Raw genomic sequence first — 22,952 nt, 5'->3', positions numbered from 1 at the left:
GCCCAGTACGGCACCGCTAGGCGCCCGAACCGGCCGTTGTCCACAGAGCCGCGTTCGGTCCCTTCCCACCCCCACCCCGCGCGAGAACCTACCCCCGGTTCGCGGGCAGCCGGCCCGCCACGTGGGAGGCACGATCGATGAACGACATCTACATCACGCTGCACGGAAACGTCGCCGCCGAGCCGCGGCAACACGTCTTCGACGACGGCTCACGGGTCACATCTTTGCGCCTGGCCGTCACCCCTCGCCAGTTCGACCGCCGCAACCAGACCTGGACCGACGGCGAAACCGTCTACTTCGCCATTCGCTGCTGGCGCACCCTCGCCGACAACGTCGCCCAGTCGGTCAAGGTCGGCCACCCGCTCATGGTCTCCGGCAAACTCCGCATCAGAGAGTTCGGCCCCGAGGGTGAGCGCCGCTTCATGCCGGAGATCGAAGCCTCCTCCATCGGCCACGACCTCCGCTACGGCCTCGGCGCCTTCTCCAAACCCGAGCGCGTCGGCACCGGCTCCTCCCTCAGCCGTGAGGCCCGCGAGCAACTCGACCACGACACCCAGGACTGGGCCATGGCAGCAGGCCGCTACAGCCGCCCCGGCCTCCCCGACCCCGACGCCGCCATCCGGGTCCTCGGCGAACTGTCCGAGGAAACCACCGTCCACGTCCTCACCGCCGCCGAGGCCGAGGAGTCGGCCGACGCCGACGCGGACGCCTCGTCGTGGACCACCGAATCCCGCGCCGCCTAACGCACCTACGCAAGCTCTGGCTCCTGGCCAAGCTCCTACGGCTTGGCCAGGCCATCGCCCGGACCTACGGCCGCAGAACTGGCGCATCATGCTCTTCACCTGGGCGCGGTGTCGAGCACTACGCCCAAGCCCCGCGGCCGGAAGGTTCGCACGCATAGCCGCGACCGGCGCCGAGTGGGAACGTCATACCCCGCCCCATCCTCGGGCGGATTCGTCCTGGCCTCGCTTCTCGACCCCTGGGTTTGCCATGTCGCGAGCGGTGACGACGAGGCGAGTCCCGCCAACGCAGCACTGGGAGAAGCCATTCAACGAAACGGCCAGCCAGCAAGCCAGCAGGCCGGTAAGCCAACAGGTCGGCAAGCCAGCAAGCCAACAATCGCAAGCTAACAGGCGACTAGGCGAGGCCAGCGAAGAGCCAGGAGGCGCAAAGACGAGTTCGGCGACAAAGCCAGGCCAGTCCACAAGGCGCGACGAACCCTGACAACAACCAGCCAACCGTTCAAAGGCACGGCGAAGCCCACGCGGGAGGAAAGGAGGGAATCCTCAACCGAGGGCAATCCGGCGGGATGGTGAGAGGAGGGGGCACCGGTCGATCGATCCCGATGTCAGCGAGCGAAAAATCTCGATGTCAGCGAGTGGCCGGCCGATGGCATGGTCCGTGCCTGATGGCTAGAGCACCTGTCAGGTCCAGGTCACGCCCCGCACCATGGCTGCTCCTTTCCTGCACGGCCCGCTCGCGGAGTGAGCGGTACCCCAAGGTGGCGACACGAAGAGTGCGTCCACGTTGCCAAAGGTAGCGGTTCCCGTCGCGCGACGCACACTCCGCAACTATTGTGTTACACATCGTTAGGCAGAGAGGAGGCGAGATGGCGGCGTCCAGTCACACCTCGGTCAAGCCTCGTGACGGTGTGTCAGACCTGGTCGGCCGCTGGCCGTTGCTGGGACAGCGCCAGGCTCTCGTCGTCTACCTGTGTGGGATCGTAACCCTCGATCTCGTGGCCATCGTGGCGTTTGTGGCTCAAACCGAGTTTCTGTTGCCACAACTTTTGACTTTCGCCGCCCTGATGGGCTGCGGCGCGGTGTGCATCGAGGCGACGCGTCGCCTGGGCATGCCGGCGGGTGTGTCGCGAGACCTGTTGTCCGCTTGGTGGTTGCCGGTGGCGTTGCTCCTGCCGCCGGTCTATGCGCTGTTCGCGCCGATCCTGCTGCAGATTCTCCTGCAGTGGCGGGTGCGGGCCACGGTGTTGTACCGGCGGGTGTTCAGTTCGGCGGCCATCGGGCTGGCCGGGTGCACGGCGTCGGTGGTCTTCCATTCGCTGGTGCCCGACGTGTCGGTGCTGTGGCTGGGCTTGGGCGGGCCGATCCTGCTGGCGGTGGGGTGCGCGGCCCTGTTCGCGGTGCTGAACACCGCACTGATCGCGGTCGCGGCGCACACCGCCGACCCCGACACCCGGTGGCGCGATGTCCTGTGGGACCGGGAGAGCCTCCTGCTCGACGTGGTGGAGCTCTGCCTGGGGGTCATCGTCGCCATCGCGTGTGGGATCAACCTGGCGCTGCTGCTTCTGACGCTCCCTCCGGTGGTGCTTCTGCAGCGGAGCCTGCTGCACGCCCAGCTCCAGGCGGCGGCGCGCACCGATGCCAAGACCGGCCTGCTGAACGCGGCCGCCTGGCAGCGGGAGGCCGACACGGAGATCGTGCGTGCCCGCCGTACGGGGGAGACCCTGGCGCTGCTGATCATCGACATCGACCACTTCAAGCGGGTCAACGACACGTACGGTCACCTGGTCGGAGATCAAGTGCTGGCTGGAGTGGCTGCCACGTTGCGCACCCAGCTGCGTGACTACGACGTGGTCGGGCGGTTCGGTGGCGAGGAGTTCGTCGTCCTGCTGCCGCGCGCCGACGTGGCCGAAGCGCGACGGGTGGCGGAGCGGTTGCGCAGCCGGGTCGGGCGGATGGCGATCGCCGCCGACGACGCGTTGATCACGGTGACGATCTCGGCTGGGGTGGCGGTGATGAGCCTGCACGGAGACGATCTCATCGAATTGCTCGCGGCTGCAGACCTGGCGCTCTACCGGGCCAAGGAACTGGGACGCGACCGCATCTGCCTGCCCGCCCCGGTGCAGCGCCCGCCCAGACCGGAACCGACGCCGGAGCCCCAGCCCTAGGCAACCGCCTCCCTGCGCTGGAGGCGGTCCATTTCTCAGGGGGAGGTGGGGCGTGAGTCCGGCGCGCGGCAGGGATTGGGGGCCGGGGCGAGGCGCGGAGCGGGGCTCAGGTGCGAAGCGAGGCGCGGAGCGGGGCCCGGGTGCGAGGCGCGGAGCGGGGTTCGGGGGCGAAGCGAGGCGCAGGGTTCGGGTGGCCCGAGGTGCGGAGCGGGGTTTGGGTGGCCCGAGGTGCGGAGCGGGGTTTGGGTGGCCCGAGGTGCGGAGCGGGGTTTGGGTGGCCCGAGGCGCGAAGTGGGGTTCGGTGAGCCCGGAGCGAGGTGCGAGCGGAGGCAGGGTGGGCCGGGCGCGCGAGCCGGTGTGGGCCCGGCACGAGGCGCGGTGGGTCCGGCGCGAGGGGCGGTGTGGGTCCCACACGAGGCGCGGTGGCCCCGGCACAAGACACGGTGGCCCCGGCATGAGACGCGGTGTGGGCCCGGCGCGAGGAGTGGTGTGGGCTCGGCGCGAGACGCGGTGAGCCTGGCACGAGGGGCGGTGTGAGCCTGGCACGAGGGGCGGTGTGGACCCGTGGATTCACGGGCCCACCGCTCCGCCCCCGTGATATCAGCCGAACATGCCCGGCTGGTAGTTGCCGGCGGGCTGCTGGACGAGGACGTTGGCGCGGTTGAAGGCGTTGATCAGCGAGATGATCGACACCAGCGCCGCGAGCTGCTCCTGGTCGAAGTGCTTGGCGGCGTTCTCCCAGGCCTCGTCGGTGACGCCGCCCGCAGCGTCGGCGATGCGGGTGCCCTGCTCGGCCAGTTCGAGGGCGGCGCGCTCCGCGTCGGTGAACACGGTGGCCTCACGCCAGGCGGCGACCAGGTTGATGCGCGTCGAGGTTTCCCCGGCCGCGGCGGCGTCCTTGGTGTGCATGTCGGTGCAGAAGCCGCAGCCGTTGATCTGGCTGGCGCGGATCTTCACCAGTTCCGCCGTCGAGTGCGGCAACGTCGAGTCCGCGACCGCCTTGGTCGCCGCGACGACGTGCTTGAGAACCTTGGCGGTGACGGCGTTCTCGAAGAGGTTCAGGCGGGCTTCCATGGTGTGCTCCTTGCTTGGTGTTTCGCGGATACACGCATAGGACGGGACGGCCTGAGGAAGTGTGACAACGGGGCGATGTGACCTGCGTCTCCCCGCGAAGCACGGCGGAGGACCAGCGCAGGCGGTACCGCGCGGGACCTGGTGGGTAAGGGGGCGCCGCCGGGTTGTCCGGCGTGTGCCGTACGGCGGGAAGCCGGATGGGCCGCGGTGGTAAGGGTCGCTGCGCACGGGCGGGTCCCCGGAAGGCCCTAAGCTAGATGTCATGCCGGAGTACATCTACACGTTGCAGCGCGTGCGCAAGGCGCACGGCGACAAGGTTGTCCTTGACGATGTCACGCTGTCGTTCCTGCCGGGCGCCAAGATCGGTGTGCTGGGTCCGAACGGCACGGGCAAGTCGACGCTGCTCCGGATGATGGCCGGTCTGGAGCAGCCGTCCAATGGTGATGCGCGGCTGATGCCGGGCTTCACGGTGGGTATGTTGCAGCAGGAGCCGCCGCTCAACGAGGAGAAGACCGTCCTCGGCAACGTCCAGGAGGGCGTGGCCGACACGATGGAGAAGCTGGCGCGCTTCAACGAGATCGCCGAGCTCATGGCCACCGACTACAGCGACGCGCTGCTGGAGGAGATGGGCAAGCTCCAGGATGTCCTGGACCACCGCAACGCGTGGGACCTCGACAGCCAGCTGGAGCAGGCGATGGACGCCCTGCGCTGCCCGCCGCCCGACGAGCCGGTGACGAAGCTGTCCGGTGGTGAGCGCCGCCGCGTGGCGCTGTGCAAGCTGCTGCTGGAGCAGCCCGACCTGCTGTTGCTCGACGAGCCCACCAACCACCTCGACGCCGAGAGTGTCAACTGGCTGGAGCAGCACCTCGAGAAGTACCCGGGCACTGTCCTGGCCGTCACCCACGACCGCTACTTCCTCGACAACGTCGCGACCTGGATTCTCGAGCTCGACCGCGGCCGGTGCTACCCGTACGAGGGCAACTACTCCACCTACCTGGAGAAGAAGGCCGCCCGTCTGAAGGTCGAGGGCCAGAAGGACGTCAAGCGCAAGAAGCGCCTCGAGGACGAGCTCGAGTGGGTCAGGTCCAACCCGAAGGCCAGGCAGACCAAGAGCAAGGCGCGTCTGCAGCGTTACGAGGAGATGGCCGCGGAGGCCGACAAGTTCCGCAAGCTCGACTTCGAAGAGATCCAGATTCCGCCGGGCCCGCGTCTGGGCACGACCGTGATCAGGTCGGAGAACCTCACCAAGGGCTTCGCCGACCGGCTCCTGATCGAGAACCTCAGCTTCGACCTGCCGCGCAACGGCATCGTCGGCATCATCGGCCCCAACGGTGTCGGTAAGACGACGCTGTTCCGCATGATCACCGGCAACGAGACGCCCGACAGCGGCGCGATCACCGTCGGCGAGACCGTGCAGATCTCCTACGTCGACCAGTCGCGCGCCGGCATCGACCCCAACAAGAACGTGTGGGAGGTCGTCTCCGACGGGCTCGACCACATCAAGGTGGGCCACGTCGAGATGCCCTCGCGTGCGTACATCGCGGCGTTCGGCTTCAAGGGGCCCGACCAGCAGAAGAAGGCGGGGGTGCTGTCCGGTGGTGAGCGCAACCGCCTGAACCTGGCGCTCACGCTCAAGCAGGGCGGCAACGTTCTGCTGCTCGACGAGCCGACCAACGACCTCGACACCGAGACGTTGTCGTCGCTGGAGAACGCGCTGCTCGACTTCCCGGGCTGCGCTGTCATCACCTCGCACGACCGGTGGTTCCTCGACCGCATCGCGACCCACATCCTGGCCTGGGAGGAAGGGTCGAGCTGGTTCTGGTTCGAGGGGAACTTCGCCGACTACGAGAAGAACAAGATCGAGCGGCTGGGAGCCGAGGCCGCGCGACCGCACGCGGTCACGTACCGGAAGCTCACCCGCGACTAGGCGACTACCACTCGCCGACTGGTTCGTGGACGGGCGTCTCCTGGGTTCGGGAGGCGCCCGTCCGGCGTCTTTGGTGCGCCGGTGAGTGAGGATCTCGATGGACGGCTCGACGGGCTGACGGGCCGGGTGGAAATCGCGAGGCCGTCCAGAGGGCCTAGGGGCGGGCTCGTTTGACGGCGTCCGCGATGGGCGTGTCGCCTGCGGTCAGCTCCACGATGACCCGGCTGAGTGCCCGCTCGTGCAGAGCCGCCGCGATGAAGCCGGCCACGTCGTCCCGGGGCACGTCGCCGTACTCGATCGCGACGCCCGCCGTCACCCGCCCGGTGCCGGGCTGGTCGAGCAGCGTGCCGGGACGGACGATGAGCCAGTCGAGGCCGGTCCCCGTCAGATACACGTCGGCGGTCTTCTTCACCCGCATGTAGTGCTCGAACCCCTCGTTGACCTCCCGGCCGCGTCCGGCGTCCGGGAACACCGACACCAGGACGAACCTCGGCACCCCGGCCAGGGCGGCGGCGTCTGCGGCCTTCTCCAGGCCCTTGCCGTCGATCAGGGTGGTCCTGTCCATGCCGGTGCCGTGGGCGCCGGCGGAGAAGACGACGGCGTCGTGGCCGGCGAGCTTGGCGGCCAGGGCGTCGGTCGAGTCGTCGATGAGGTCGCCCGCGAGCGGGGTCGCGCCGGTGGCGGCCACCGTATCGGCCTGGGCGGGGTTGCGGGTCATGCCGGTCACCTGGTCGCCGCCGTCGGTGAGCAGCTTGGCCAGCCGCCGGCCGACGCCTCCCGCGGAGCCGATCAGGAAGACTTTCATGATGTTCCCCCACCTGCCGATTGAGTTCACTACGTGACGATTCAGTCTCTCACTGTGTCGAGGAGGGGCACCCTGCGGGCCGGGCCCGTGGGGCCGGTAGCGTGGCCGGGTGGTTGAAGGATCTATGAAGCAGCGGCACGTCTTCCCCCGGATGGTGCGTTTCGCCGACATCGACTCCCTGGGGCATGTGAACAACGTGCGCTTCTTCGACTACCTCGAGGACGCCAGGATGGCGATGTTCCACATCGACCCCCACCACGAGGGCGAGGCGCCGTTCGAGGGCCTGGTCGTGGCCCGGCACGAGATCGACTACCTGCGGCCGCTCACCTTCCGCCCGTACCCGGTGCGCGTGGAGTCGTGGGTGAGCGAGATCAGGGCGGTGCGGTTCGCCCTGGAGTACGAGGTGAGGGACGACGCCGAGGTGTTCGTCCGGGCGACCTCGGTGCTGGTCTCCTACGACGTGGAGCGGCAGGCGCCGCGGCGGCTGAGCGCGGCGGAGCTGTCCTATCTGAAGCGTTACCACGTGGAATGAAACGCTGGCTGATGCTCGCCATCGGGGTGAACGCGCACACGAGCGTCACCCTCGGGCTGTTCGGGTTACCTCTGGTGATGCCTGATCTGCAGCGGCACTTCGAGGTGTCGCTGCCTGTCGCGGGGCTGATCGGGAACGCTCCAGGGCTCGGGATCCTGGTGGCGCTGGTGCCGTGGGGGGCGCTGGCGGACCGGCGCGGGGAGCGGCTGATCCTCGGGCTCGGGGTGGGGCTGGCGGCCGTGCTTCTCGCGGTGGCCGGCCTGGTGGCCGCCAACGGCGGGCCGGGCCTCGGTGGGCCGGGGTTCGGCGGGCCAGGGCTCGGTGGATCTGGGGATGGGACGTCAGGCGCCGGCGCGTCAGGGACGGTCGGCTGGGTGATCCTCCTGCTGGCTCTGGCCGGGGCGGCGGGTGCGGCGGCGATGGTGAGCGGGGGGCGCATCGTGTTGCGCTGGTTCGAGCCGCGCGAACGCGGCGTGGCGATGGGCCTGCGCCAGATCTCCTACACCCTCGGCATGGCGCTGGCCGCCTTCGTCCTGCCCCCGATCTGCGAGCGCCACGGCATCGCGGGCGTCCTGCTGACCTGCGCCGCCGCCAGCCTGCTGGCCGCCGTGCTCGCGGCGGTCCTCATGCGCGAACCTCCGGCCGCCGTCGCGCAGGCGAGGCAGCCGGCGGCCGCCTCGCCGTACGGGCAGCCGGCGTTGTGGCGGGTGCACGCGACGAGCGCCCTGCAGGTGGTGCCGCAGGTGATCGTCGGCACGTACGGCGTGGCGTTCCTGGCAGGGGAGTACGGCTGGAGCGGCGTGAGCGCCGGTCAGCTGTTCGGCGTGGCGGCGATCGGGGGAGTGGTGATCAGGATCGCGGTCGGCCGCTGGTCGGATCGCACGAGCCTGCGCATGTCCCCGTTGCGGGTCCTGACCTGGACCTCGGCGGCGGTGCTGGCGGTGCTCGTGGTGGGCGGGGGCCCGCCCGCGGTGGCGGTGGCCTCGGTGATCACCGTGGCGGGCAACGGGCTGGCCTATCTGGCCGCGGGGGAGCTGGCCGGCGCCGGGTGGGGCGGGCGGGTGCTGGGCCTGCACAACACCGTCCAGAACGTGGTGGCCCTGGTGACCGTGCCCGTGGCGGGGATGGCGATCGCCCGGTGGGGGTTCGAGGCGGGTTTCGTGGCGGGGTTGTTGTGCGCGCTGGTCTCGGTGCCGGTCATACCAGTGAGCACGGAGCGGAGCGTACGGCGACGCGGGTGATCGTGAACTCGCCGGTGTCGGACTGGCCTTCGCCGGGGTTGAGGCAGAAGGTGCGCGACCGGGTCGTGCCGTCGGCAAGGATGACGGTGCCGGAGAATTCGGCAGGGTCGACGCTCTTGTTCATGATCGACCGGGCGACGTCGCCGGGCTGCGGCGCCTCGATGTGGGAGCCGGTGTAGCCGGTCCCCTTCCAGGTGCACAACTCGCCCGGAGTGCACGCGCAGGGACCGGCCAGGGACAGCAGCAGGGTGACGAGTGGCAGCACGCCTTCACCCTAAGCCCGCCGACGACTACTCAGCGTGCAACCAGACCGCCGTGTCGGGAGGAAGCAGGTCGCCCTCCAGAGGTCCGCTCGCCAGCGTCACCGACGTGTGCGGCGGCAGCCGTACGGGCTCGAGGCCACAGTTGATCGCGCAGATCAGCGACCCGCGGGTGAAGAAAAGCGCACCCTCGGGAGAATCCAGCCACTCCAGGTTGTAAGGGAGCTCTTTCAGCAGGTCACGGCGGCGGGCGAGCGCCCGCCGGTAGAAGGCGAGCGTCGACTCCTCGTCGCCTTCCTGCGCCTCGACGCTGAGGTCGGCGAACACGGAGGGTTGCGGAAGCCAGGGCTTGACGCCTTCGGGGGAGAAGCCGTGGGAGGCGCCGGTGGCGGCCCACGGGATGGGCACCCGGCACCCGTCGCGTCCCGGCAGGGTCCCTTTCGACTGGAAGAAGATGGGGTCCTGGCGATCCTCATCGGGAATGTCGGTGACCTCGGGAAGGCCGAGTTCCTCCCCCTGGTAGAGGTAGGCGGAGCCGGGCAGGGCGAGCATGGTCAGCAGGGCCGCCTTGGCGCGCGGCAGGCCGGCGCCCGGCTCCTCGGCGCCGTAGCGTGTGCGGTGCCGTACGACGTCGTGGTTCGACAGCACCCACGTGGCGAACGGCACCGTGGCCAGGGTGTCGTCGATGACCGTGCGGAAGGCCGTCGGTGACCAGGGTGCCTGCAGCCAGGCGAAGTTGAAGCTCTGGTGCAGCTCGTCGGGGCGCACGTAGCGGGCCAGGTCGGCCGGGTCGTCGGTCCAGACCTCGCCCACGGCCATGCGCTCGCCGGGATAGCCGTCGAGGACCTTGCGCCACTCGCGGTAGACCTCGTGCACCTCCGCCTGACCCCAGATGGGCGAGACCGACATGAACGACTGGTCCTCGACGTCGGGGAAGCCCTCCGCCTTGTACAGGCCCATCGCGACGTCGATGCGGAAGCCGTCGACGCCGAGGTCGAGCCAGAACTTCAGGATCGACAGGAACTCCTCGTGCACGACCGGGTTGCGCCAGTTGAAGTCCGGCTGCGAGGGGGCGAACAGGTGCAGATACCACTGCCCGTCGTCCAGCTGGGTCCAGGCGGGCCCGCCGAAGGTCGACTGCCAGTTGTTCGGCTCGTCGCGGAAGACGTAGCGGTCGCGGCCGACGCCACGCAATGCCTCCTGGAACCACGCGTGGTCGGAGGAGGAGTGGTTGGGCACGATGTCGACGATGACCCGCAGCCCGTGCGCGTGCGCGTCGGCGACCAGGCCGGAGAAGTCGTCGAGGGAGCCGAAGAGCGGGTCCACGTCACGGTAGTCGGCCACGTCGTAGCCGCCGTCGTTCATGGGCGAGGGGTAGAAGGGCGTCAGCCAGATGGCGTCGACGCCCAGCTCGGCCAGGTACGGCAGGCGGCGGCGGATGCCCGCCAGGTCGCCGACGCCGTCTCCTGAGGCGTCGGCGAAACTCCGGACATAGATCTCATAAACGACGGCGTCACGCCACCAGGGGATGCTCATCCATGTGAATTGACCAGGCTGTGGGCGGCATAAACCAAATAGTCCCAAAGCCGGGTTTCGAGCTCCTGCGGAAGCTCCAAGGACTGCACCGCATCGTGCATGTGCCGCAACCACGCATCGCGCGCCGCGTCGTCGACGACGAAGGGCGCGTGGCGCATGCGCAGCCGCGGGTGCCCGCGCTCCTGGCTGTAGGTGCCAGGGCCGCCCCAGTACTGCATCAGGAACAACCGCAGCCGCTCCTCGGCTCCGGTCAGATCCGCCTCGGGATACATGGGGCGCAGCAGGGGGTCTTCGGCGACGCCCTCGTAGAAGCGGTGGACGAGACGCTTGAACGTCTCCTCACCGCCGACGGCGTCGTAGAAGGTGGGCTCACTCACGTTGAATTCCAATGCCTAGGCGGCCAGGGCTATTCCCGCCTCGTCCAGGGCGGACTTTACCCGCAGGCGCAACTCCCGGGCCACCGCCGCCTGCTGGGAGGGGAGGGTTTTCACCGAGATGCGGAAGACGAGAGAGCTGTCGGACATCTGCTCGACGCCGAAGACGTCGGGCCTGTCGACGATGACCTTCTCCCGGTAGGCGCCGTCGTCCCACAGCTGGTCGGCCACCTGCTCGAGCACCTCCTTGACGGTGGTGATCTCGGACGTGTAGGCCACGGGGACGTCGAGGTAGGCGCGTGACCAGCCCTGCGATTCGTTGCCGACCCGGGCGATGGTGCCGTTGCGCACGTACCAGACCCGCCCGTCGGCGTCGCGCAGGCGGGTGATGCGCAGGGTCACGGCCTCGACGGTGCCCACCGCGGTGCCCACGTCGACGACGTCGCCCACGCCGTACTGGTCCTCCAGCAGCATGAACATGCCGGCGATGAAGTCCTTGACCAGTTCCTGCGCGCCGAAGCCGAGCGCGACGCCGACGATGCCGACGCTGGTGAGCAGGGGGGCGATGGGGATGGTCAGGCGCTCCATGACCGTCAGGACCGCGGTGCCGAGGATGACGATCGTGGCGACGTGCCCGAGTACGGAGCCGATCGTCTCGGCCCGCTGCTTGCGCCGTTCGTGCAGGAGGGCGTCGATGCCCTCGGTGGCTCCCGCGGTCTTGCGCCATCGGCTGGTCATCGGGCCGCTGGCCGCGCGGCCGACCACGCGCTTGATGAGCCGGTGCACCAGGTTTCTCGCGATGAAGGCGATGATCACGATGACGAGGATGGTGATCGCGCTGGCGATGAGCGGTGCCCAGGCGGACGCGCCGACGTTGTTGAGCAGTTCGGCGATGGGGGCACAGATCACGGTGTCCTGGGTGCACACGTTGGCGATGGCGTCAGTGGCGGGCGCTTGCAGGAACACGAGGGGAAGTCCTCCGGAAGCGGTTCGGTCGGCAGATGTACGGAATTACGACCATACAGACTCTGCCGACCGAACCGGCCGCCGTCACATCACGCCGGGGAAGACGGGGTCGCGAGGGCCCTGGGCCGCGGAGGGAGGGCCCGTCACGCTCCGGTGACGTACGGCTCGGCCGGGACACACACCCGGAAGCGTGTCCCGTGCCGTTTCCGTTCGGGATCCTCTGCGGATCCCCGCTTGCGAAGTTGGCGGGGAGCCGGCGAGCCGACCAGAATCCAAGGGGGGATTCTCCGCACCGGTCAGCTCGCCGGCTCCGTGAGGCCGCTGTGGGGGCGGTGAGCCGTGGTGGCTGCGCTCCACCAGGTTCACCGCCTCGTTCACTCGCCCACGGCGGCTAGCACTCGGGCGACTTTCGTCGCTGCTCCTGCTGGATCATCGGCCTGGTGCATCCGCTCGCCCCAGGACCAGCAGTACCACCAGTCGGACAGTTCTGGCTTGGACGCCTGCCGGCAGGTGACACTCTCGGTCAGGCTTGTCGCATTTGGATTGATCACCCGTACGAAGGCTCGGCCGGATTGGGACCGGACCACTCGCGCGAGCAATCCCCGAGCACCGAGTTCTGACACCAAGCGCTCCAGGTGCCCGAGGTTGTCGTCACCCACCTCGTTTCCTCCCCACTGCTTGAATCCTTGCTGGTGGGCTCAATGTGACTGAAGAATTCGAGTGACGCAACGAGTACAACCTGCACACAAGGAGTCCCCTTCTCCCTCGTGGGTTGTAAGAAACAGTCCGCGGGAGGACGATCCTTAACCGTAGGCTGGGCGTAGGCGTTTTCAACCTGTCCTCAATGGTCCATAGTGCTTCTATAGGCGCACCGCAACACAATCGCTACGTTGCGTCAACGTGTGGAAGGGGCCGGTGAATGTCCGGCAGGCAGCACAGGGAGACCGAGATCGCCCGGCGGATCCGAGCCAAGGGTCTGGCCGCCGGTCGCTCGTCGGCCCAGACCGCAGACGAGATCTACGAGACGTGCAACCCGCAGTTCGGCACGACCAAGATCAAGGCTCACCGTCTCTCGTACGGCATCGCGCTGGCCGATGTCATCGAGCAGGTTCGCGCACTCTTCGAGCGTGACGAGAAGCCCGTCCCCGGCATCGGCGAGACGTTGCTGTCGGCCTACGAGAGCGGCCTGAAGCGCCCCGGACCCGAGTACCTCCACTATCTGTGCACCGTGTACCGGGTCGAGCCGGGCGCGCTCGGCTACGACGGCCCCTGCATCTGCGGTCACGGCCACCGCATGCCGGGGGTGGTGCGCGGCGAGCTGCCGCCTGCCGATCACCGCGCCTCGTCGCTCAGCATGAGCATGCGAGGCGATCTGCTGATCCCGCCGAACGCCAACTCCATGCCGAACGAGGAGTCCGACGAGGACGAGAACATCCTCCGGCGCACGTTGTTACAGCTTCTGGCCAACAATCCCAAGACCCAGCTCGACGGGCCGGTCCTGGGTGCCGCCGAGGGCGTTCGGCGGCGCATGGACGAGACGCTGGTGACCGCCACGGTCTCGCCCGCGATGCTCGACCAGTGGGAGGAGGCGACGCTCAGCTTCGGCCGGCAGTACACCAGCACGCCTCCGCTGCGCCTGCTGTGCGACGTGCTCCTGGAGCTGAGCGCGGTGCGCAACGCCATGACCAAGCGGCAGCCTGTCGACCTGCAGGAGCGGCTGTGCCGGATGGCCGCCCAGCTGTCGGGGCTGAGCGGCATGATCATGATCAACCTGGGCGACCACCGGCAGGCGAGGTCGTTCTTCCGCACCGGCCGCCTGGCCGCCGACGAGACCGGCGACCGGGCTCTCCGCGCCTGGGTGACCGCCCGCGAGGCGCTGGTCCCGCTCTACTACGGCGACGCCCGCGAGGCGCTCAACCTGGCCAAGAAGAGCCGCGACCTGGCCGGCCAGACTCCCTGCGCCGCGCAGGCGATGGCGCCGGTCGTCGAGGCCAGGGCGCTGGCCATGCTCTCGGGCAGCGACAGCAAGAAGGAAGTGGTCGACCAGGCCAAGCGGGCGCTGGCCCGCGCGAGGTCGGCCTTCTCCCACATGAAGACGCAGGAACAGCACGACGTGGCCTTCGGCTACACCGAGAAGCAGCTGTACTTCTACCAGGGCGACGTGCTCACCAAGCTGGGCCAGACCCTGGAAGCCGACGTCGTGCTGGAGCAGGCGCTCGACAAGTACTCCGACCACATTCTCGACCAGACGCTCATCCGGCTGGACCGCGCCCACTGCCGGCTCATCGACGGCGATCCCGAAGAGGCTCTCAAACTCGGTATCGCCGCATTGGAGCAGCTGACCCCGGAATACAAGACCGACTTCATCATCCGTCCGGCCACCGAGCTGGAGCGTGCCCTGGTCAAGGCCGGGCACGGCGACCGTCCGGAGATGGCGGCCTACCGGCAGCAGCTCCGGCCGGGGGGTGATGCATGAAGATCCGGCGTTATCGCTGGTCCGATCTCGACACGATTCTCGCTCTGCACCAGGTCTGCCTGGCGGAGGTCGGGCTCTTCCCGGGGGACGGCGTCTACTACGACGACGACTTCCCGCTCATCCACCGGATCTACATCGCCGCCGGCGGTGACTTCCTGGTCGGAGAGCTCGACAAACGGGTGGTCGCCATGGGCGGCCTGAAACCGGTCGATCCGGGTGTGGCCGAGTTGTGCCGGCTACGGGTGCACCCGGAGTTCCAGCGCCGCGGCCTGGGCTCGGCGATGTTGCTGGCGCTGGAGAGCAGGGCGGTCGAACTCGGCTTCCACAGTGTCCGGGGCGACACCACGCTCAACCAGCATGCCGCGCTCACGCTGTACGAGCGGAGCGGGTGGCGGGAGATCGAGCGGCGCCAGGTGGGCGACCTGGTCGTGATCTATGGCGAGAAGCGGCTCAGGGCGCCGGTGCCTTCATGAGGTGAGCGCCCATCGGCCCTCCCCGTCCCTCGGCCATGGCCGCTCCGGCGAGCCGTACGGCTTCCAGCACGTTCCCCGCCGCGCTCGGCGAGTCCTCCACGACCATCTTCAGCTCGATCTCCACGGGGCTGCCCCCGAAGGCCTCGCCCTCCAGCCGGATGAAGGCCACCTTCCTGTCCTCCAGGAACGGCACGTAGGAGGCGCCCACGTGGGTCTTGGCGCCCGCTCCGGCGGCCTTGGAGTCCTTCTTGCCGGCCATGCGTGCGGGGTCCTCCAGGTTGAGGAAGTCCATGTTGCCGCCGGCCAGCAGCTGGTAGCTGTCGCCGAGCCGTACCCCGTTGGCGGACAGCGCGTCGACCAGCGCCCGCTGGACGAGCGTGGCGCCGAAGGAGCTCTTCAGGTCGTCGCCGATGAGCGGCAGGCCCGCGTCGGAGAACCGTCGCGCCCACGAGGGGGAGCGGGCGATGACGGCGGGCATGCAGTTGACGTAGGCACACCCGGCCCGCAGGGCGGCCTGCGCGTAGAGCTCCGCGCCGTGCTGGCTGCCCGAGGGCAGGAAGTTGACCAGGACCCCGGTGCCGGTGCCGCGCAGCCGCTCCACGACGGCCTCCAGCGTGTCCTCGCGCACCGGCACGTGGGCGGCCGATCCGGCTCCCAGCCCGTCGGCCAGCGGCCCGGCGCTCACCTCGACGCCGAGCGCGGGCACCTCCCGGAACCGCCGCGCGTTGTTCGGCGGCACCCAGATCGCCTCGGCCAGGTCCCGCCCGACCTTGCCCGCGTGCACGTCGAAGGCCGAGGTGAAGCGCACGTCTCCGACCTCGTGGTGGAAGACGCCCTGCACCAGGGAGGAGGCGCAGTTACCGATGCCCGCGATGCCCACGTTCGTCACCATGAGGGAAAATCCTAGGATGACCTGGACCGCACCCGAAGTCACCCGTCCCCAAGGCTCCCTGGCCGCGCCCGAGCGTGAGCTGCTGCAAGGGCTGCTCGACTGGCACCGCGCCACCCTGCTCCACAAGTGCTCGGGGCTGACGGGCAAGCAACTGGCCGAGCGCTCGGTGCCGCCGTCGGGGATGTCGCTCCTCGGGCTGCTGCGCCACCTGACCGATGTGGAACGCATCTGGTTCAGGCGCCGGTTCCTGGGCGAGGACATCCCGTTCGCCCACAAGCAGGACGACAACTGGGACGCCGACTACCAGGGGACCGACCCGGACCGCGCCGAGGCCGACTACGCGGGGTTGCTCGAGGAGTGGCGGGTGTGCGACGCGGCGGTCGCCGGCGCCGATCTCGACGACACCTTCCAGGCGGGGGAGAACGCCGCCTCACTGAGGTTCATTTACATTCACCTGATTGGTGAATATGCACGCCATAACGGACATGCTGACCTTTTGCGCGAAAGAGTGGATGGAACCGTGGGGGCATGACCAAAATCGGCGGGCGCGCGAAGGCGGTGGGAGGGCTAAGCGTTTCCTCTGAGTGAGGCCCTTCACTCTGAGTGGTAGAGGATCCTTCCGCACTGCAGGTAGTGAAGCGTCGGCTGCGAATTGTGAGTGCAATGCTTTCCCCATGGCAGTCGTGCCCGCTCCCAGACCCTCCACGGGAGCTGTCCTTCTGTTGTTCGTCAGCGCCGCCTGGGGGTCGGCCTTCCCGCTGATGGACGATCTCATCGACCGCTTACCTTTTCAGGATCTGCTGGCCGAGCGTTACCTCATCGCGGCGCTCACCCTCTTCCTGATCCGGCCGAGCAGTCTGCGGGGGCTTTCGCGGAGCACCTGGATCCAGGGGGCACTGCTGGGGCTCATGTTCGGGGTGGGGCAGAACGCGCAGGCGTGGGGCCTGCACGGACTGTCCTCCTCGGTGTCCGGTTTCGCCGTCGGGTGCAACGTGATCTTCACGCCGCTGCTCGGCATGATCCTCTTCAAGGTGCAGGTCTCGCGCCGCATCTGGCTGGCCGTGGCGCTGGCTCTCGCGGGCCTGACCAGCTTCACCCTGATCGGTGCCGAGAGCGGCAAGCTCTACCCGGTCGCCCTGGGCGCGACGATCGCGGCCGCGATCCTCTACGCCGCCCACACCCTGGTCCTGGGGCGCATGTCGGTCAAGAAGCGGCAGGGCTTCAACGCCTACGCCGTCAGCGTCATCCAGCTCGCCGTCATCGGCCTGCTGAGCGGCGCCCTGGCCCTGCCCGACGGCATCCAGACGCCCGACCGGCCGGGCGACTGGCTGATCCTGGCCCACCTGTCCGTCGTCTCGTGCGCGCTCGGCTTCCTGGCCAGGTCGTACGGCCAGCGCCACGTTCCCGCGGTGCCCGCCGCGATACTGATGTCGTCGCAGCCGTTGTGGGTGGCGGCCATCTCGGTGCTGTGGTTCGGCGAGCACGTCGACGGCCCGCTGCTGCTGGGAGGCGGTCTCACCGCCGCCGCGATGGTGCTGGCCATCTCCGCCAAGCAGGAACCGCCACGTCCACCCGGCTACCGCCGTCCCATAGGCCCGCAACCGCCGCCATCGCAGGGCAAGGGGCTCGATCCCAACCTGCTGGCCTCGGCGCTGCGTGCCCGTGCCGTCCTGGCCGAGCTGCGGCGCCGGCGCGAAGATCCGATCCGCCTGGGCGAGCCCGAGCCGGCCCACTCCCACACCCTGGTGGCCTGCGCGAACGTCGAGGGCTGCCCGTGGCAGGTGCTCAACTGCGTGAGCGGCCAGGAGCCCAGCCTCGACCGGCTGATCGCCCGTGCCTCGTCCGTGGTGCGTGCCCAGCATCCCGACACCCCGGATTGCTGCCGGTCCGTAACCCTGGTCGGCAGGTGTCTCTGCCAGGTCTCGCGGCAGGCGCAGGCGAACAGGTCACTGTCCTTCGTGTGGCCTCCCACCTCCTGAGTCACGGATATCGGCTCCTCAAGCTTTCGGGTTTTTCGCTACCTCTATCGGACTTGTTTCGCATGGATCTTGATATTCGTAGAAATGTCCGAATAATGGAGGTCTCAGCCACAAGTGCGAGAGGTGCGGGATGAAGAGAATCCTCGTCCGCAAACCCGGAACCGCGAAACTCACCGGAACCGCCAGCGTCATCCACAAGGGGTGACCGAACAGCATCAGTGGGTCGAGGGCGCGCCACCTGCTCGTTGGGAACCGCTTCCCCTGCTCCTGCCGCCGATCGACGGGCACCGGGCGCTGCGCGGCCCCTACACCGTCGCATCGGCGCTGCTGGATCACCTGGTCCCACGGGCATTGGAACGTTCCCCGGAGCTGGTGGCGCGCCACGACATCGAGATCCGCGCGGCAGCGCCCGGCCTGCGTGACCGGGTACCCGCGATCCGGCAGACCATCGATGCCGAACTGCCCGACGACGAGCGCATCCTCGTGCCCGCGCCCCGCCGCACCCTCCGGCTCGCCAACGGCCTGACCGAATTCGTGCGCGCCACCGTGACGCCCGGTTCCGTGCTGGCCGTCTGCAACGCCGCCGAGGCCGACCCCACCGACACCGAACTGCTCGCCGTCCTGGCCCGGCGCCTGCCGCCCGAGACGCTGGCCGTACACGTCTGGACGCAGGGCCCGCCCGCGCCTCACGACCCGCGCTCCGCCGCAGAGTTGTGGCAGGCGGTCGACCACTGCACCAGGGAGGGTTTCCTGCACGCCGTGGCCGAACTGGGCGAGCGCGGGCTGGCCAGGTCCGAGCCCGGCAGCCGCACGTGGTGGAACCTCGCCCAGCGCACCGCGACCGCGCTCGGCGGGCTCGGACACCGCGAGCGGGCCGCCGACCTGTGGGAGCGGGTGCGCCGCACCAGCCAGGACCCGGCGATGCACGCCGCGAGCGCGTACGGCCTGGCGATGCTCGACGCGCGCGACCCCGATCCCCGGCGCAGAGACCTGGGCAGGGCCAGAGGCTGGCTGAACGAGGCGATCGCCGTGTCCACCCTGCTGCCCGACCCCGCCGAGCGGGCCTTCAAGCTCGGCTTCGACCGCAACGGCCTGGCGCTGGTCGAGTTCCGCGAAGGACACCTCGACAGAGCGCTCGACCTTGTCAACTCCGCCCTCGACCTGGCGGCCACGCTCAGCGGCCGCCACCCCGTGCACCGCATGGTGCTGCTGGCCAACCGCGCCCAGCTCCTGGCGGCGCGGGGGCACACCAAGGAGGCGCTCGACGACTACGGCGCCGCCATCGCCGTCGACCCCGCCTTCCCCGACCACTACGTCGACCGCGGCAACCTGTGGCTGAAGCTCGGCCGTCCCGAGGAGGCGCTGGCCGACTACGAGAGCGCGCTCCGGTTGAGCCCGCCGCTTCCCGAGGCCTACTACAACCGCGCCGAGGCGCGGATCGCGCTGGACGACCTCGAGCCGGCCCTCGCGGACCTGGCCCATGTCATCGAGCTCGACCCCGGCTACACCGACGCCTACGTCAACCTGGCCGGCCTGCTGGCCGGGCTCGAACGCGACGAGGAGGCCCGCGAGACCGTGGTCGCCGGGCTGGCCGCGGCTCCGGGCGATCCGCACCTGCTGGCGGTCCTGGGGCAGGTGGAGACCGCCGCGGGCGACTTCGCCGCCGCCCAGGCCGCCTTCGACCAGGCGATCGAGGCCGCGCCGCGGCTCGCGGAGGCCTGGGCGAACCGGGCGATACTCCGCTACGAGCAGGGAGACCACGCCGGAGCGGTGGCCGACCTCGACCGGGCGATCGAACTCGACCCCAGGCCCGCCTTCCTCCAGAACCGCGACGTCGCGTTGCGCGCCATGATGGGGGGATGAGAGTACGGCTGGCGCGGGCGGCGGGCATCCTGGCGCTCTTCGGTGTGTTGTGGTGGCTGGCCAGCCGGTTGACCTGGAGTGCCATCGGATGCGAGACCTACGGCTGCCTGCCGTACAGCCTGGGCGCCCAGGTGGTGCTGGGTGTGACGCTCGTGGCCGCGGCGGCGGTCGCCCTCGACGCTTTCGCGGTGCGTCCCGGCGGCTGGAGCGCGGTGGTGGCGGCGATCGCCCTGCTGCTCGTGCGGGCGGCAGGCGTGGTCCTGCCGGGCTCGCCGAGGCCCCTGGTGGAGCTGATCGGCACGAGTGTGGCCTTCGCGGCGGCCGGGGCGGTGGGCGCGTTCGTCACCGCGCGGCAGGTCAGGCCGATCTGGCGGGTTCTGGCGATGCTGGCGGTGGTCGCGCTGCCTCCGATGGTGTTCGCGACGGCGGCGAGCCTTCAGCGGTGACGGACACCCGCGCGCCTACGCGTGACTGCCCGACGTGACCCTGCCCAGGGTCAGGCTGGGCGCGGCCTCGAGGATCTCGCCGACCCGCAGCACCTGCTCCTCCAGCTCGGCCAGCTGCCGCCGGTCCAGCGGCGTCAGCGCCTCCACGGTGACGTCGAGGCGCTTGCCCGAACGTTTGTGGTGCCACAGTCCGGCCACCACGCCGTCGACGACGAGGGTCTGGAAGTTGCCGCGCACCCGCTCGAACGCCGGGCCGGGGTAGAGCAGCTCGCGCGGGAAGTTGCCGACGGCGTAGGAGTAGTGGTCGAAGTACGGCAGCAGCCGCACGCCCCGCGCGGGCTCCACGGGAACGCCGGTGTCGCCCGCCGCCACGAAGGCGCGCTCGCCCTCCACCTCGACCTCGGTGAGGTCCAGTCGGGAGAAGATCTCGCGCGCCCACGGCCTGGGCCCGTTCATGAAGTGGGCGAACCGCTCGGGCGTGGCCGGGCCGTAGGCGTTGAGGTACCACAACGCCACCTGCTCCAGCGACTCCCCGGCCGGTGCCGCCTGGGCGCCCGGGCTGGTGTAGGTGACCTTGCGCCCGCGTCCGGCGCCGAAGCTCAGCGCGCCCCGGTGCGCGGCGGTGTGCATGAGGCGCCGCCAGCGGGGCCACTTGGTCTGGAAGGCGTCCATGACCCGCTCGCCGGCGTAGGGACCGGTGCGGCCGACGACCTCGTCGTCGAGCTCGTCGATGGTCAGCTCGGCGTCTTCGAGCGCGTCGCGGATCGCCTCGATGATCGCGTTCTCCTGCTCGGGGGTCATGCGGAGGATCGGCGGCCATGAGACCGTGTTCGGCACCGCCTCCAGCGCGCCCAGCCAGACCGGCAGGTCCTCGGCGGGCAGCAGGTGCACGGTGCCACGCGGGCCGTAGGTCTTGACCAGTGTGCGGTCACGCCACAGCGCGTCGCGGACGGTCTGCCGGGTCGCTCCGCGCACCCGTAGCCCGAGGCCGAGCTCGGCGGCCGACATCACCTGGGCGTGGGTGCTCGCCAGGTCTCGCACGACGTCCGCCATCGGCAGGTCGCAGGGGTCGGTCAGGTGGTGGCGCGCCAGCCGCCGGGCGCAGACCTCGTTCCAGGTGAGCTTCATAGCTGCACGGTAGTCAACAATGCGGCAGACTTCGTTCCGCGATGCACCAGGCTGTCGTGGCCTTTCGCTACCGTGGTCACCCATGAGCTTCGACGCGATTCTGCGCGCGCTGCCGCCGGGTTCGAGCGTGCAGGCCGCCGGGCGGCTGGCCCACGGCGGCAGCGACCCGAGGTCGGTGGCCGTCCGGCTGGGGTCGCAGAGGCTGCGCTGCGCGTCGCTGCTCAAGCCGCTCTACGCCTGGACGGCCGAGCGCGGCGACGGCTGGGCCACGGCGGCCCAGCCGGCGGTCGTCGACTCCTGCAACGACCACACCAGGACCCTGTGGCTGGGCACCGGACCCAGGGTCGTGCTCGGCCGCATCGCCGATCGCACGGGGGTGCGCTGGACACCGCCGGTGGAGGAGCGTTTCGGTTCGGTGGAGGTGACCGCCGACGAGGTCGTGACCGCCTACTGCGCGCTGGCGGCGGCGGGGTGGTTCGGTGACCGCGACGCGCAGGCGATCGTCACGTGGATGGCCGAGGCCGGCCAGGATTTCGGGGTGCGGGCGCTGTTCCCCGGCCAGATCGCGGTCAAGTGCGGGTGGTACGGCGGAGCCGACGAGACCTGGTTGCGCACCCACGCGGTCACGGTCGACCGGCTGCCCGACGGGACGAGCCGGGTGATCTGCGTGCTGACCGCTCTGCCGTACCTGGGGGAGCGGGAGCGGGCGGAATACCGGGCGGCGCTCGACGGCGGCGGGTCGGTCGACGGCGAGCACGAGCGGATCTGCGGGGAAGTCGTGCGCGCGCTGGTCAGGGCGACGATCGCGGAGCTGGGCGGTTAGCTCCGGCGGGGTGGCGCGACCCCGCCGTTGGAACGGTACAAAGCGTAAAGAAAGTAGCGTCCCCTCACAAAGGGGACAAACCCGGCTTAATTAGCTCAGGTTGTCGAACTCGCCGTCCTTCATGCCGAGGAGGAAGGCCTCCCACTCGGCCGGCGTGAAGTACAGCCTCGGACCTTCGGGGTCCTTGGAGTCGCGCATCACGAACAGCCGCTCGTGGTCCGCCTTGGCCGTGGCGTGGTCCTCGGGCGCGTCGAGAACGGCCACTTCGACGCAGTCTCCGCCGTTGCTTCCGCTACGACGGGATTTGCGCCAGTTGAGCTCCTTCATATACTCTCCTCCGCTTTTGCTAGCAAATGTAAACTCGCGTGAACCGGTAACGCGAGAGACCGGATCACGTCGTAGCGGCGGACGATGGACTCCACGTCCGCCGGCCGATCGGTGACGTACCCTTCCCCCGCCGACTCCAGGTAGACCAGGTCGGACTCGGCGGGCACCTTGGCGATGACGAAGGCGCCGGTGAGGCCGGGAACGGCCGGGCTGTCCCTGGGCACCACCTGGATCGTCACGTTGGGCAGCTGCGCGCTGTCCCGCAGGGCGCGCATCTGCCCGCGCATCGTCTCCGCCGAGCCGACGGGCCGATACAACATCCACTCGTCGAGGACCGCCCAGAACATGGGCGGATCGGGCTTGTGCAGGACCGACTGGCGGGTCATCCGCGCCGCGACCGCCTCCTCCGCCTGCTCGGCGGTGGCGCCGGGCTCGCGCTGCAGAACCTCGCGCGCGTAGTCCTCCGTCTGCAGCAGGCCGGGGATCAGCAGAGGCTGCCAGGTCTGCAACGTGCGCGCCGTCTGCTCGATCTCCAGCCACGGGCGGAACCAGGCGGGATAGACCGCCTGGCGCACCAGCGGCCACAGCCGGGACAGCTCGCCCCCGGTCTCGAGAACCTGGTCGGCCCGCTCGGCGAAGTCGCGCGAAGGAGTCCGCCTGGCCAGTTCGACGGCGCACACCAGCGACAGCGAATAGCTCAGCCGGTCGGCCAGCTGCTCCTGCGAGAGCCCGGCGCGAAGCCGATGCTCACGAAGCTCCGCCCCGAAGAACGCCAGCGGGCTGGAGCTCGGGTCGAGTTCGCGTGCAGGGGGCATCGGCGGCTCCGGTTCTACACGGTTCTACAAACGGTGGCGGCACACGCACATCCAGAGTGTGTCCGCGGTTTCGGTACCTAGAGTAGCCACTCAAGTGCATTCTGGTG

The 22,952-nt window shown here is 69.5% G+C and carries 22 protein-coding genes; 12 read left to right on the top strand and 10 right to left on the bottom strand.

The features are described from left to right. Positions 1-137: 137 nt before the first annotated feature. Together HNR30_RS24035 and HNR30_RS24030 are read left to right on the top strand one after the other, a co-directional pair. On the top strand, positions 138-743 hold the full coding sequence (locus tag HNR30_RS24035) for a single-stranded DNA-binding protein (protein WP_181612299.1): 606 nt from the start codon (positions 138-140) through the stop codon (positions 741-743). Between the two features lie 866 nt (positions 744-1,609). Then, a complete protein-coding gene (locus tag HNR30_RS24030; RefSeq protein ID WP_181612298.1) occupies positions 1,610-2,908 on the top strand; it encodes a GGDEF domain-containing protein in 1,299 nt (432 codons plus the stop codon). A 600-nt stretch (positions 2,909-3,508) separates the two neighbouring features. Here the strand turns inward: HNR30_RS24030 and HNR30_RS24025 are convergent. Continuing rightward, positions 3,509-3,982 carry a carboxymuconolactone decarboxylase family protein gene (locus tag HNR30_RS24025; RefSeq protein WP_181612297.1) on the bottom strand — a complete coding sequence of 158 codons (474 nt, stop codon included), beginning with the start codon at positions 3,980-3,982 and terminating at the stop codon, positions 3,509-3,511. A gap of 262 nt (positions 3,983-4,244) precedes the next feature. Between HNR30_RS24025 and ettA the strand changes: the two genes are divergently transcribed. Beyond that, the gene (ettA, locus tag HNR30_RS24020) at positions 4,245-5,909 is read left to right on the top strand and encodes an energy-dependent translational throttle protein EttA (RefSeq protein ID WP_181612296.1); all 1,665 of its coding nucleotides are present in this window, start codon (positions 4,245-4,247) and stop codon (positions 5,907-5,909) included. Positions 5,910-6,063: 154 nt separating this feature from the next. On the opposite strand, the gene HNR30_RS24015 is transcribed toward ettA, so the two are convergent. After that, the gene (locus tag HNR30_RS24015) at positions 6,064-6,714 is read right to left on the bottom strand and encodes an NAD(P)H-binding protein (RefSeq protein WP_181612295.1); all 651 of its coding nucleotides are present in this window, start codon (positions 6,712-6,714) and stop codon (positions 6,064-6,066) included. 124 nt (positions 6,715-6,838) lie between these two features. Between HNR30_RS24015 and HNR30_RS24010 the strand changes: the two genes are divergently transcribed. Next, entirely contained in the window at positions 6,839-7,246 is a 408-nt protein-coding gene (locus HNR30_RS24010) for an acyl-CoA thioesterase (RefSeq protein ID WP_181612294.1), read from the top strand. Further along, positions 7,243-8,487 (top strand): MFS transporter, encoded by a 1,245-nt coding sequence (locus HNR30_RS24005; protein WP_181612293.1) that lies wholly within the window; start codon positions 7,243-7,245, stop codon positions 8,485-8,487. The genes HNR30_RS24010 and HNR30_RS24005 overlap by 4 nt, the downstream gene beginning before the upstream one ends. Here HNR30_RS24005 and HNR30_RS24000 read toward each other — a convergent pair. From HNR30_RS24000 to HNR30_RS23985, 4 genes are read right to left on the bottom strand one after another with little or no spacing between them, the layout of a single operon-like run. Beyond that, positions 8,444-8,752, bottom strand: a complete 309-nt coding sequence (locus HNR30_RS24000) for a peptidase inhibitor family I36 protein (RefSeq protein ID WP_181612292.1) — start codon at positions 8,750-8,752, stop codon at positions 8,444-8,446. The two genes, HNR30_RS24005 and HNR30_RS24000, sit on opposite strands and share 44 nt — an antisense overlap. Before the next feature lie 25 nt (positions 8,753-8,777). Next, positions 8,778-10,283 carry a glycoside hydrolase family 13 protein gene (locus tag HNR30_RS23995; RefSeq protein WP_181612291.1) on the bottom strand — a complete coding sequence of 502 codons (1,506 nt, stop codon included), beginning with the start codon at positions 10,281-10,283 and terminating at the stop codon, positions 8,778-8,780. After that, positions 10,280-10,660, bottom strand: a complete 381-nt coding sequence (locus HNR30_RS23990) for a globin (RefSeq protein ID WP_181612290.1) — start codon at positions 10,658-10,660, stop codon at positions 10,280-10,282. The genes HNR30_RS23995 and HNR30_RS23990 overlap by 4 nt, the downstream gene beginning before the upstream one ends. A gap of 15 nt (positions 10,661-10,675) precedes the next feature. Next, positions 10,676-11,623, bottom strand: coding sequence for a mechanosensitive ion channel family protein (locus HNR30_RS23985; protein ID WP_181612289.1), 948 nt, complete (start codon positions 11,621-11,623; stop codon positions 10,676-10,678). 919 nt (positions 11,624-12,542) lie between these two features. Between HNR30_RS23985 and HNR30_RS23980 the strand changes: the two genes are divergently transcribed. Together HNR30_RS23980 and HNR30_RS23975 are read left to right on the top strand one after the other, a co-directional pair. Then, positions 12,543-14,099 carry an NsdA family TPR-like regulatory protein gene (locus HNR30_RS23980; RefSeq protein ID WP_181612288.1) on the top strand — a complete coding sequence of 519 codons (1,557 nt, stop codon included), beginning with the start codon at positions 12,543-12,545 and terminating at the stop codon, positions 14,097-14,099. Beyond that, a complete protein-coding gene (locus tag HNR30_RS23975; RefSeq protein ID WP_181612287.1) occupies positions 14,096-14,572 on the top strand; it encodes a GNAT family N-acetyltransferase in 477 nt (158 codons plus the stop codon). The genes HNR30_RS23980 and HNR30_RS23975 overlap by 4 nt, the downstream gene beginning before the upstream one ends. On the opposite strand, the gene HNR30_RS23970 is transcribed toward HNR30_RS23975, so the two are convergent. Next, positions 14,550-15,464: an inositol-3-phosphate synthase gene (locus HNR30_RS23970; protein ID WP_181612286.1), complete on the bottom strand. Its 915-nt coding sequence runs from the start codon at positions 15,462-15,464 to the stop codon at positions 14,550-14,552. The genes HNR30_RS23975 and HNR30_RS23970 overlap by 23 nt on opposite strands. Positions 15,465-15,480: 16 nt before the next feature. Here HNR30_RS23970 and HNR30_RS23965 point away from each other — a divergent pair, with 16 nt between their 5' ends. The 4 genes from HNR30_RS23965 to HNR30_RS23950 all read left to right on the top strand — a co-directional run bounded on the left by HNR30_RS23965 (position 15,481) and on the right by HNR30_RS23950 (position 19,752). Next, entirely contained in the window at positions 15,481-15,996 is a 516-nt protein-coding gene (locus HNR30_RS23965) for a DinB family protein (RefSeq protein WP_181612285.1), read from the top strand. Positions 15,997-16,138: 142 nt separating this feature from the next. Beyond that, positions 16,139-17,443 (top strand): DMT family transporter, encoded by a 1,305-nt coding sequence (locus tag HNR30_RS23960; protein ID WP_181612284.1) that lies wholly within the window; start codon positions 16,139-16,141, stop codon positions 17,441-17,443. A gap of 201 nt (positions 17,444-17,644) precedes the next feature. After that, positions 17,645-19,306: a tetratricopeptide repeat protein gene (locus HNR30_RS23955; RefSeq protein ID WP_181612283.1), complete on the top strand. Its 1,662-nt coding sequence runs from the start codon at positions 17,645-17,647 to the stop codon at positions 19,304-19,306. Then, the gene (locus HNR30_RS23950) at positions 19,303-19,752 is read left to right on the top strand and encodes a hypothetical protein (RefSeq protein WP_181612282.1); all 450 of its coding nucleotides are present in this window, start codon (positions 19,303-19,305) and stop codon (positions 19,750-19,752) included. The genes HNR30_RS23955 and HNR30_RS23950 overlap by 4 nt, the downstream gene beginning before the upstream one ends. 15 nt (positions 19,753-19,767) lie before the next feature. On the opposite strand, the gene HNR30_RS23945 is transcribed toward HNR30_RS23950, so the two are convergent. Then, the gene (locus tag HNR30_RS23945) at positions 19,768-20,880 is read right to left on the bottom strand and encodes a winged helix DNA-binding domain-containing protein (RefSeq protein ID WP_181612281.1); all 1,113 of its coding nucleotides are present in this window, start codon (positions 20,878-20,880) and stop codon (positions 19,768-19,770) included. An 82-nt stretch (positions 20,881-20,962) separates the two neighbouring features. Here HNR30_RS23945 and HNR30_RS23940 point away from each other — a divergent pair, with 82 nt between their 5' ends. Then, positions 20,963-21,703, top strand: a complete 741-nt coding sequence (locus HNR30_RS23940) for a hypothetical protein (RefSeq protein ID WP_181612280.1) — start codon at positions 20,963-20,965, stop codon at positions 21,701-21,703. Positions 21,704-21,793: 90 nt separating this feature from the next. Here the strand turns inward: HNR30_RS23940 and HNR30_RS23935 are convergent, their stop codons facing one another. After that, positions 21,794-22,030: a DUF397 domain-containing protein gene (locus tag HNR30_RS23935; protein ID WP_181612279.1), complete on the bottom strand. Its 237-nt coding sequence runs from the start codon at positions 22,028-22,030 to the stop codon at positions 21,794-21,796. Then, the gene (locus HNR30_RS23930) at positions 22,027-22,845 is read right to left on the bottom strand and encodes a helix-turn-helix domain-containing protein (protein ID WP_181612278.1); all 819 of its coding nucleotides are present in this window, start codon (positions 22,843-22,845) and stop codon (positions 22,027-22,029) included. Before HNR30_RS23930 ends, HNR30_RS23935 begins: the two co-directional genes overlap by 4 nt. Between the last annotated feature and the right edge of the window lie 107 nt (positions 22,846-22,952).

Origin of the sequence: Nonomuraea soli, assembly GCF_013761175.1 — a bacterium.
Classification (GTDB): domain Bacteria; phylum Actinomycetota; class Actinomycetes; order Streptosporangiales; family Streptosporangiaceae; genus Nonomuraea; species Nonomuraea soli.
This window is presented reverse-complemented; position numbering and strand designations above follow the sequence as displayed.

Bases quoted from the DNA above. Each gene is read 5' to 3' on its own strand.
- HNR30_RS24035 (WP_181612299.1), top strand. From the start codon at position 138: ATGAACGACATCTACATCACGCTGCACGGAAACGTCGCCGCCGAGCCG.
- HNR30_RS24030 (WP_181612298.1), top strand. From the start codon at position 1,610: ATGGCGGCGTCCAGTCACACCTCGGTCAAGCCTCGTGACGGTGTGTCA.
- HNR30_RS24025 (WP_181612297.1), bottom strand. From the start codon at position 3,982: ATGGAAGCCCGCCTGAACCTCTTCGAGAACGCCGTCACCGCCAAGGTT.
- ettA (WP_181612296.1), top strand. From the start codon at position 4,245: ATGCCGGAGTACATCTACACGTTGCAGCGCGTGCGCAAGGCGCACGGC.
- HNR30_RS24015 (WP_181612295.1), bottom strand. From the start codon at position 6,714: ATGAAAGTCTTCCTGATCGGCTCCGCGGGAGGCGTCGGCCGGCGGCTG.
- HNR30_RS24010 (WP_181612294.1), top strand. From the start codon at position 6,839: ATGAAGCAGCGGCACGTCTTCCCCCGGATGGTGCGTTTCGCCGACATC.
- HNR30_RS24005 (WP_181612293.1), top strand. From the start codon at position 7,243: ATGAAACGCTGGCTGATGCTCGCCATCGGGGTGAACGCGCACACGAGC.
- HNR30_RS23995 (WP_181612291.1), bottom strand. From the start codon at position 10,283: ATGAGCATCCCCTGGTGGCGTGACGCCGTCGTTTATGAGATCTATGTC.
- HNR30_RS23980 (WP_181612288.1), top strand. From the start codon at position 12,543: ATGTCCGGCAGGCAGCACAGGGAGACCGAGATCGCCCGGCGGATCCGA.
- HNR30_RS23975 (WP_181612287.1), top strand. From the start codon at position 14,096: ATGAAGATCCGGCGTTATCGCTGGTCCGATCTCGACACGATTCTCGCT.
- HNR30_RS23970 (WP_181612286.1), bottom strand. From the start codon at position 15,464: ATGGTGACGAACGTGGGCATCGCGGGCATCGGTAACTGCGCCTCCTCC.
- HNR30_RS23965 (WP_181612285.1), top strand. From the start codon at position 15,481: ATGACCTGGACCGCACCCGAAGTCACCCGTCCCCAAGGCTCCCTGGCC.
- HNR30_RS23960 (WP_181612284.1), top strand. From the start codon at position 16,139: ATGGCAGTCGTGCCCGCTCCCAGACCCTCCACGGGAGCTGTCCTTCTG.
- HNR30_RS23950 (WP_181612282.1), top strand. From the start codon at position 19,303: ATGAGAGTACGGCTGGCGCGGGCGGCGGGCATCCTGGCGCTCTTCGGT.
- HNR30_RS23945 (WP_181612281.1), bottom strand. From the start codon at position 20,880: ATGAAGCTCACCTGGAACGAGGTCTGCGCCCGGCGGCTGGCGCGCCAC.
- HNR30_RS23940 (WP_181612280.1), top strand. From the start codon at position 20,963: ATGAGCTTCGACGCGATTCTGCGCGCGCTGCCGCCGGGTTCGAGCGTG.
- HNR30_RS23935 (WP_181612279.1), bottom strand. From the start codon at position 22,030: ATGAAGGAGCTCAACTGGCGCAAATCCCGTCGTAGCGGAAGCAACGGC.
- HNR30_RS23930 (WP_181612278.1), bottom strand. From the start codon at position 22,845: ATGCCCCCTGCACGCGAACTCGACCCGAGCTCCAGCCCGCTGGCGTTC.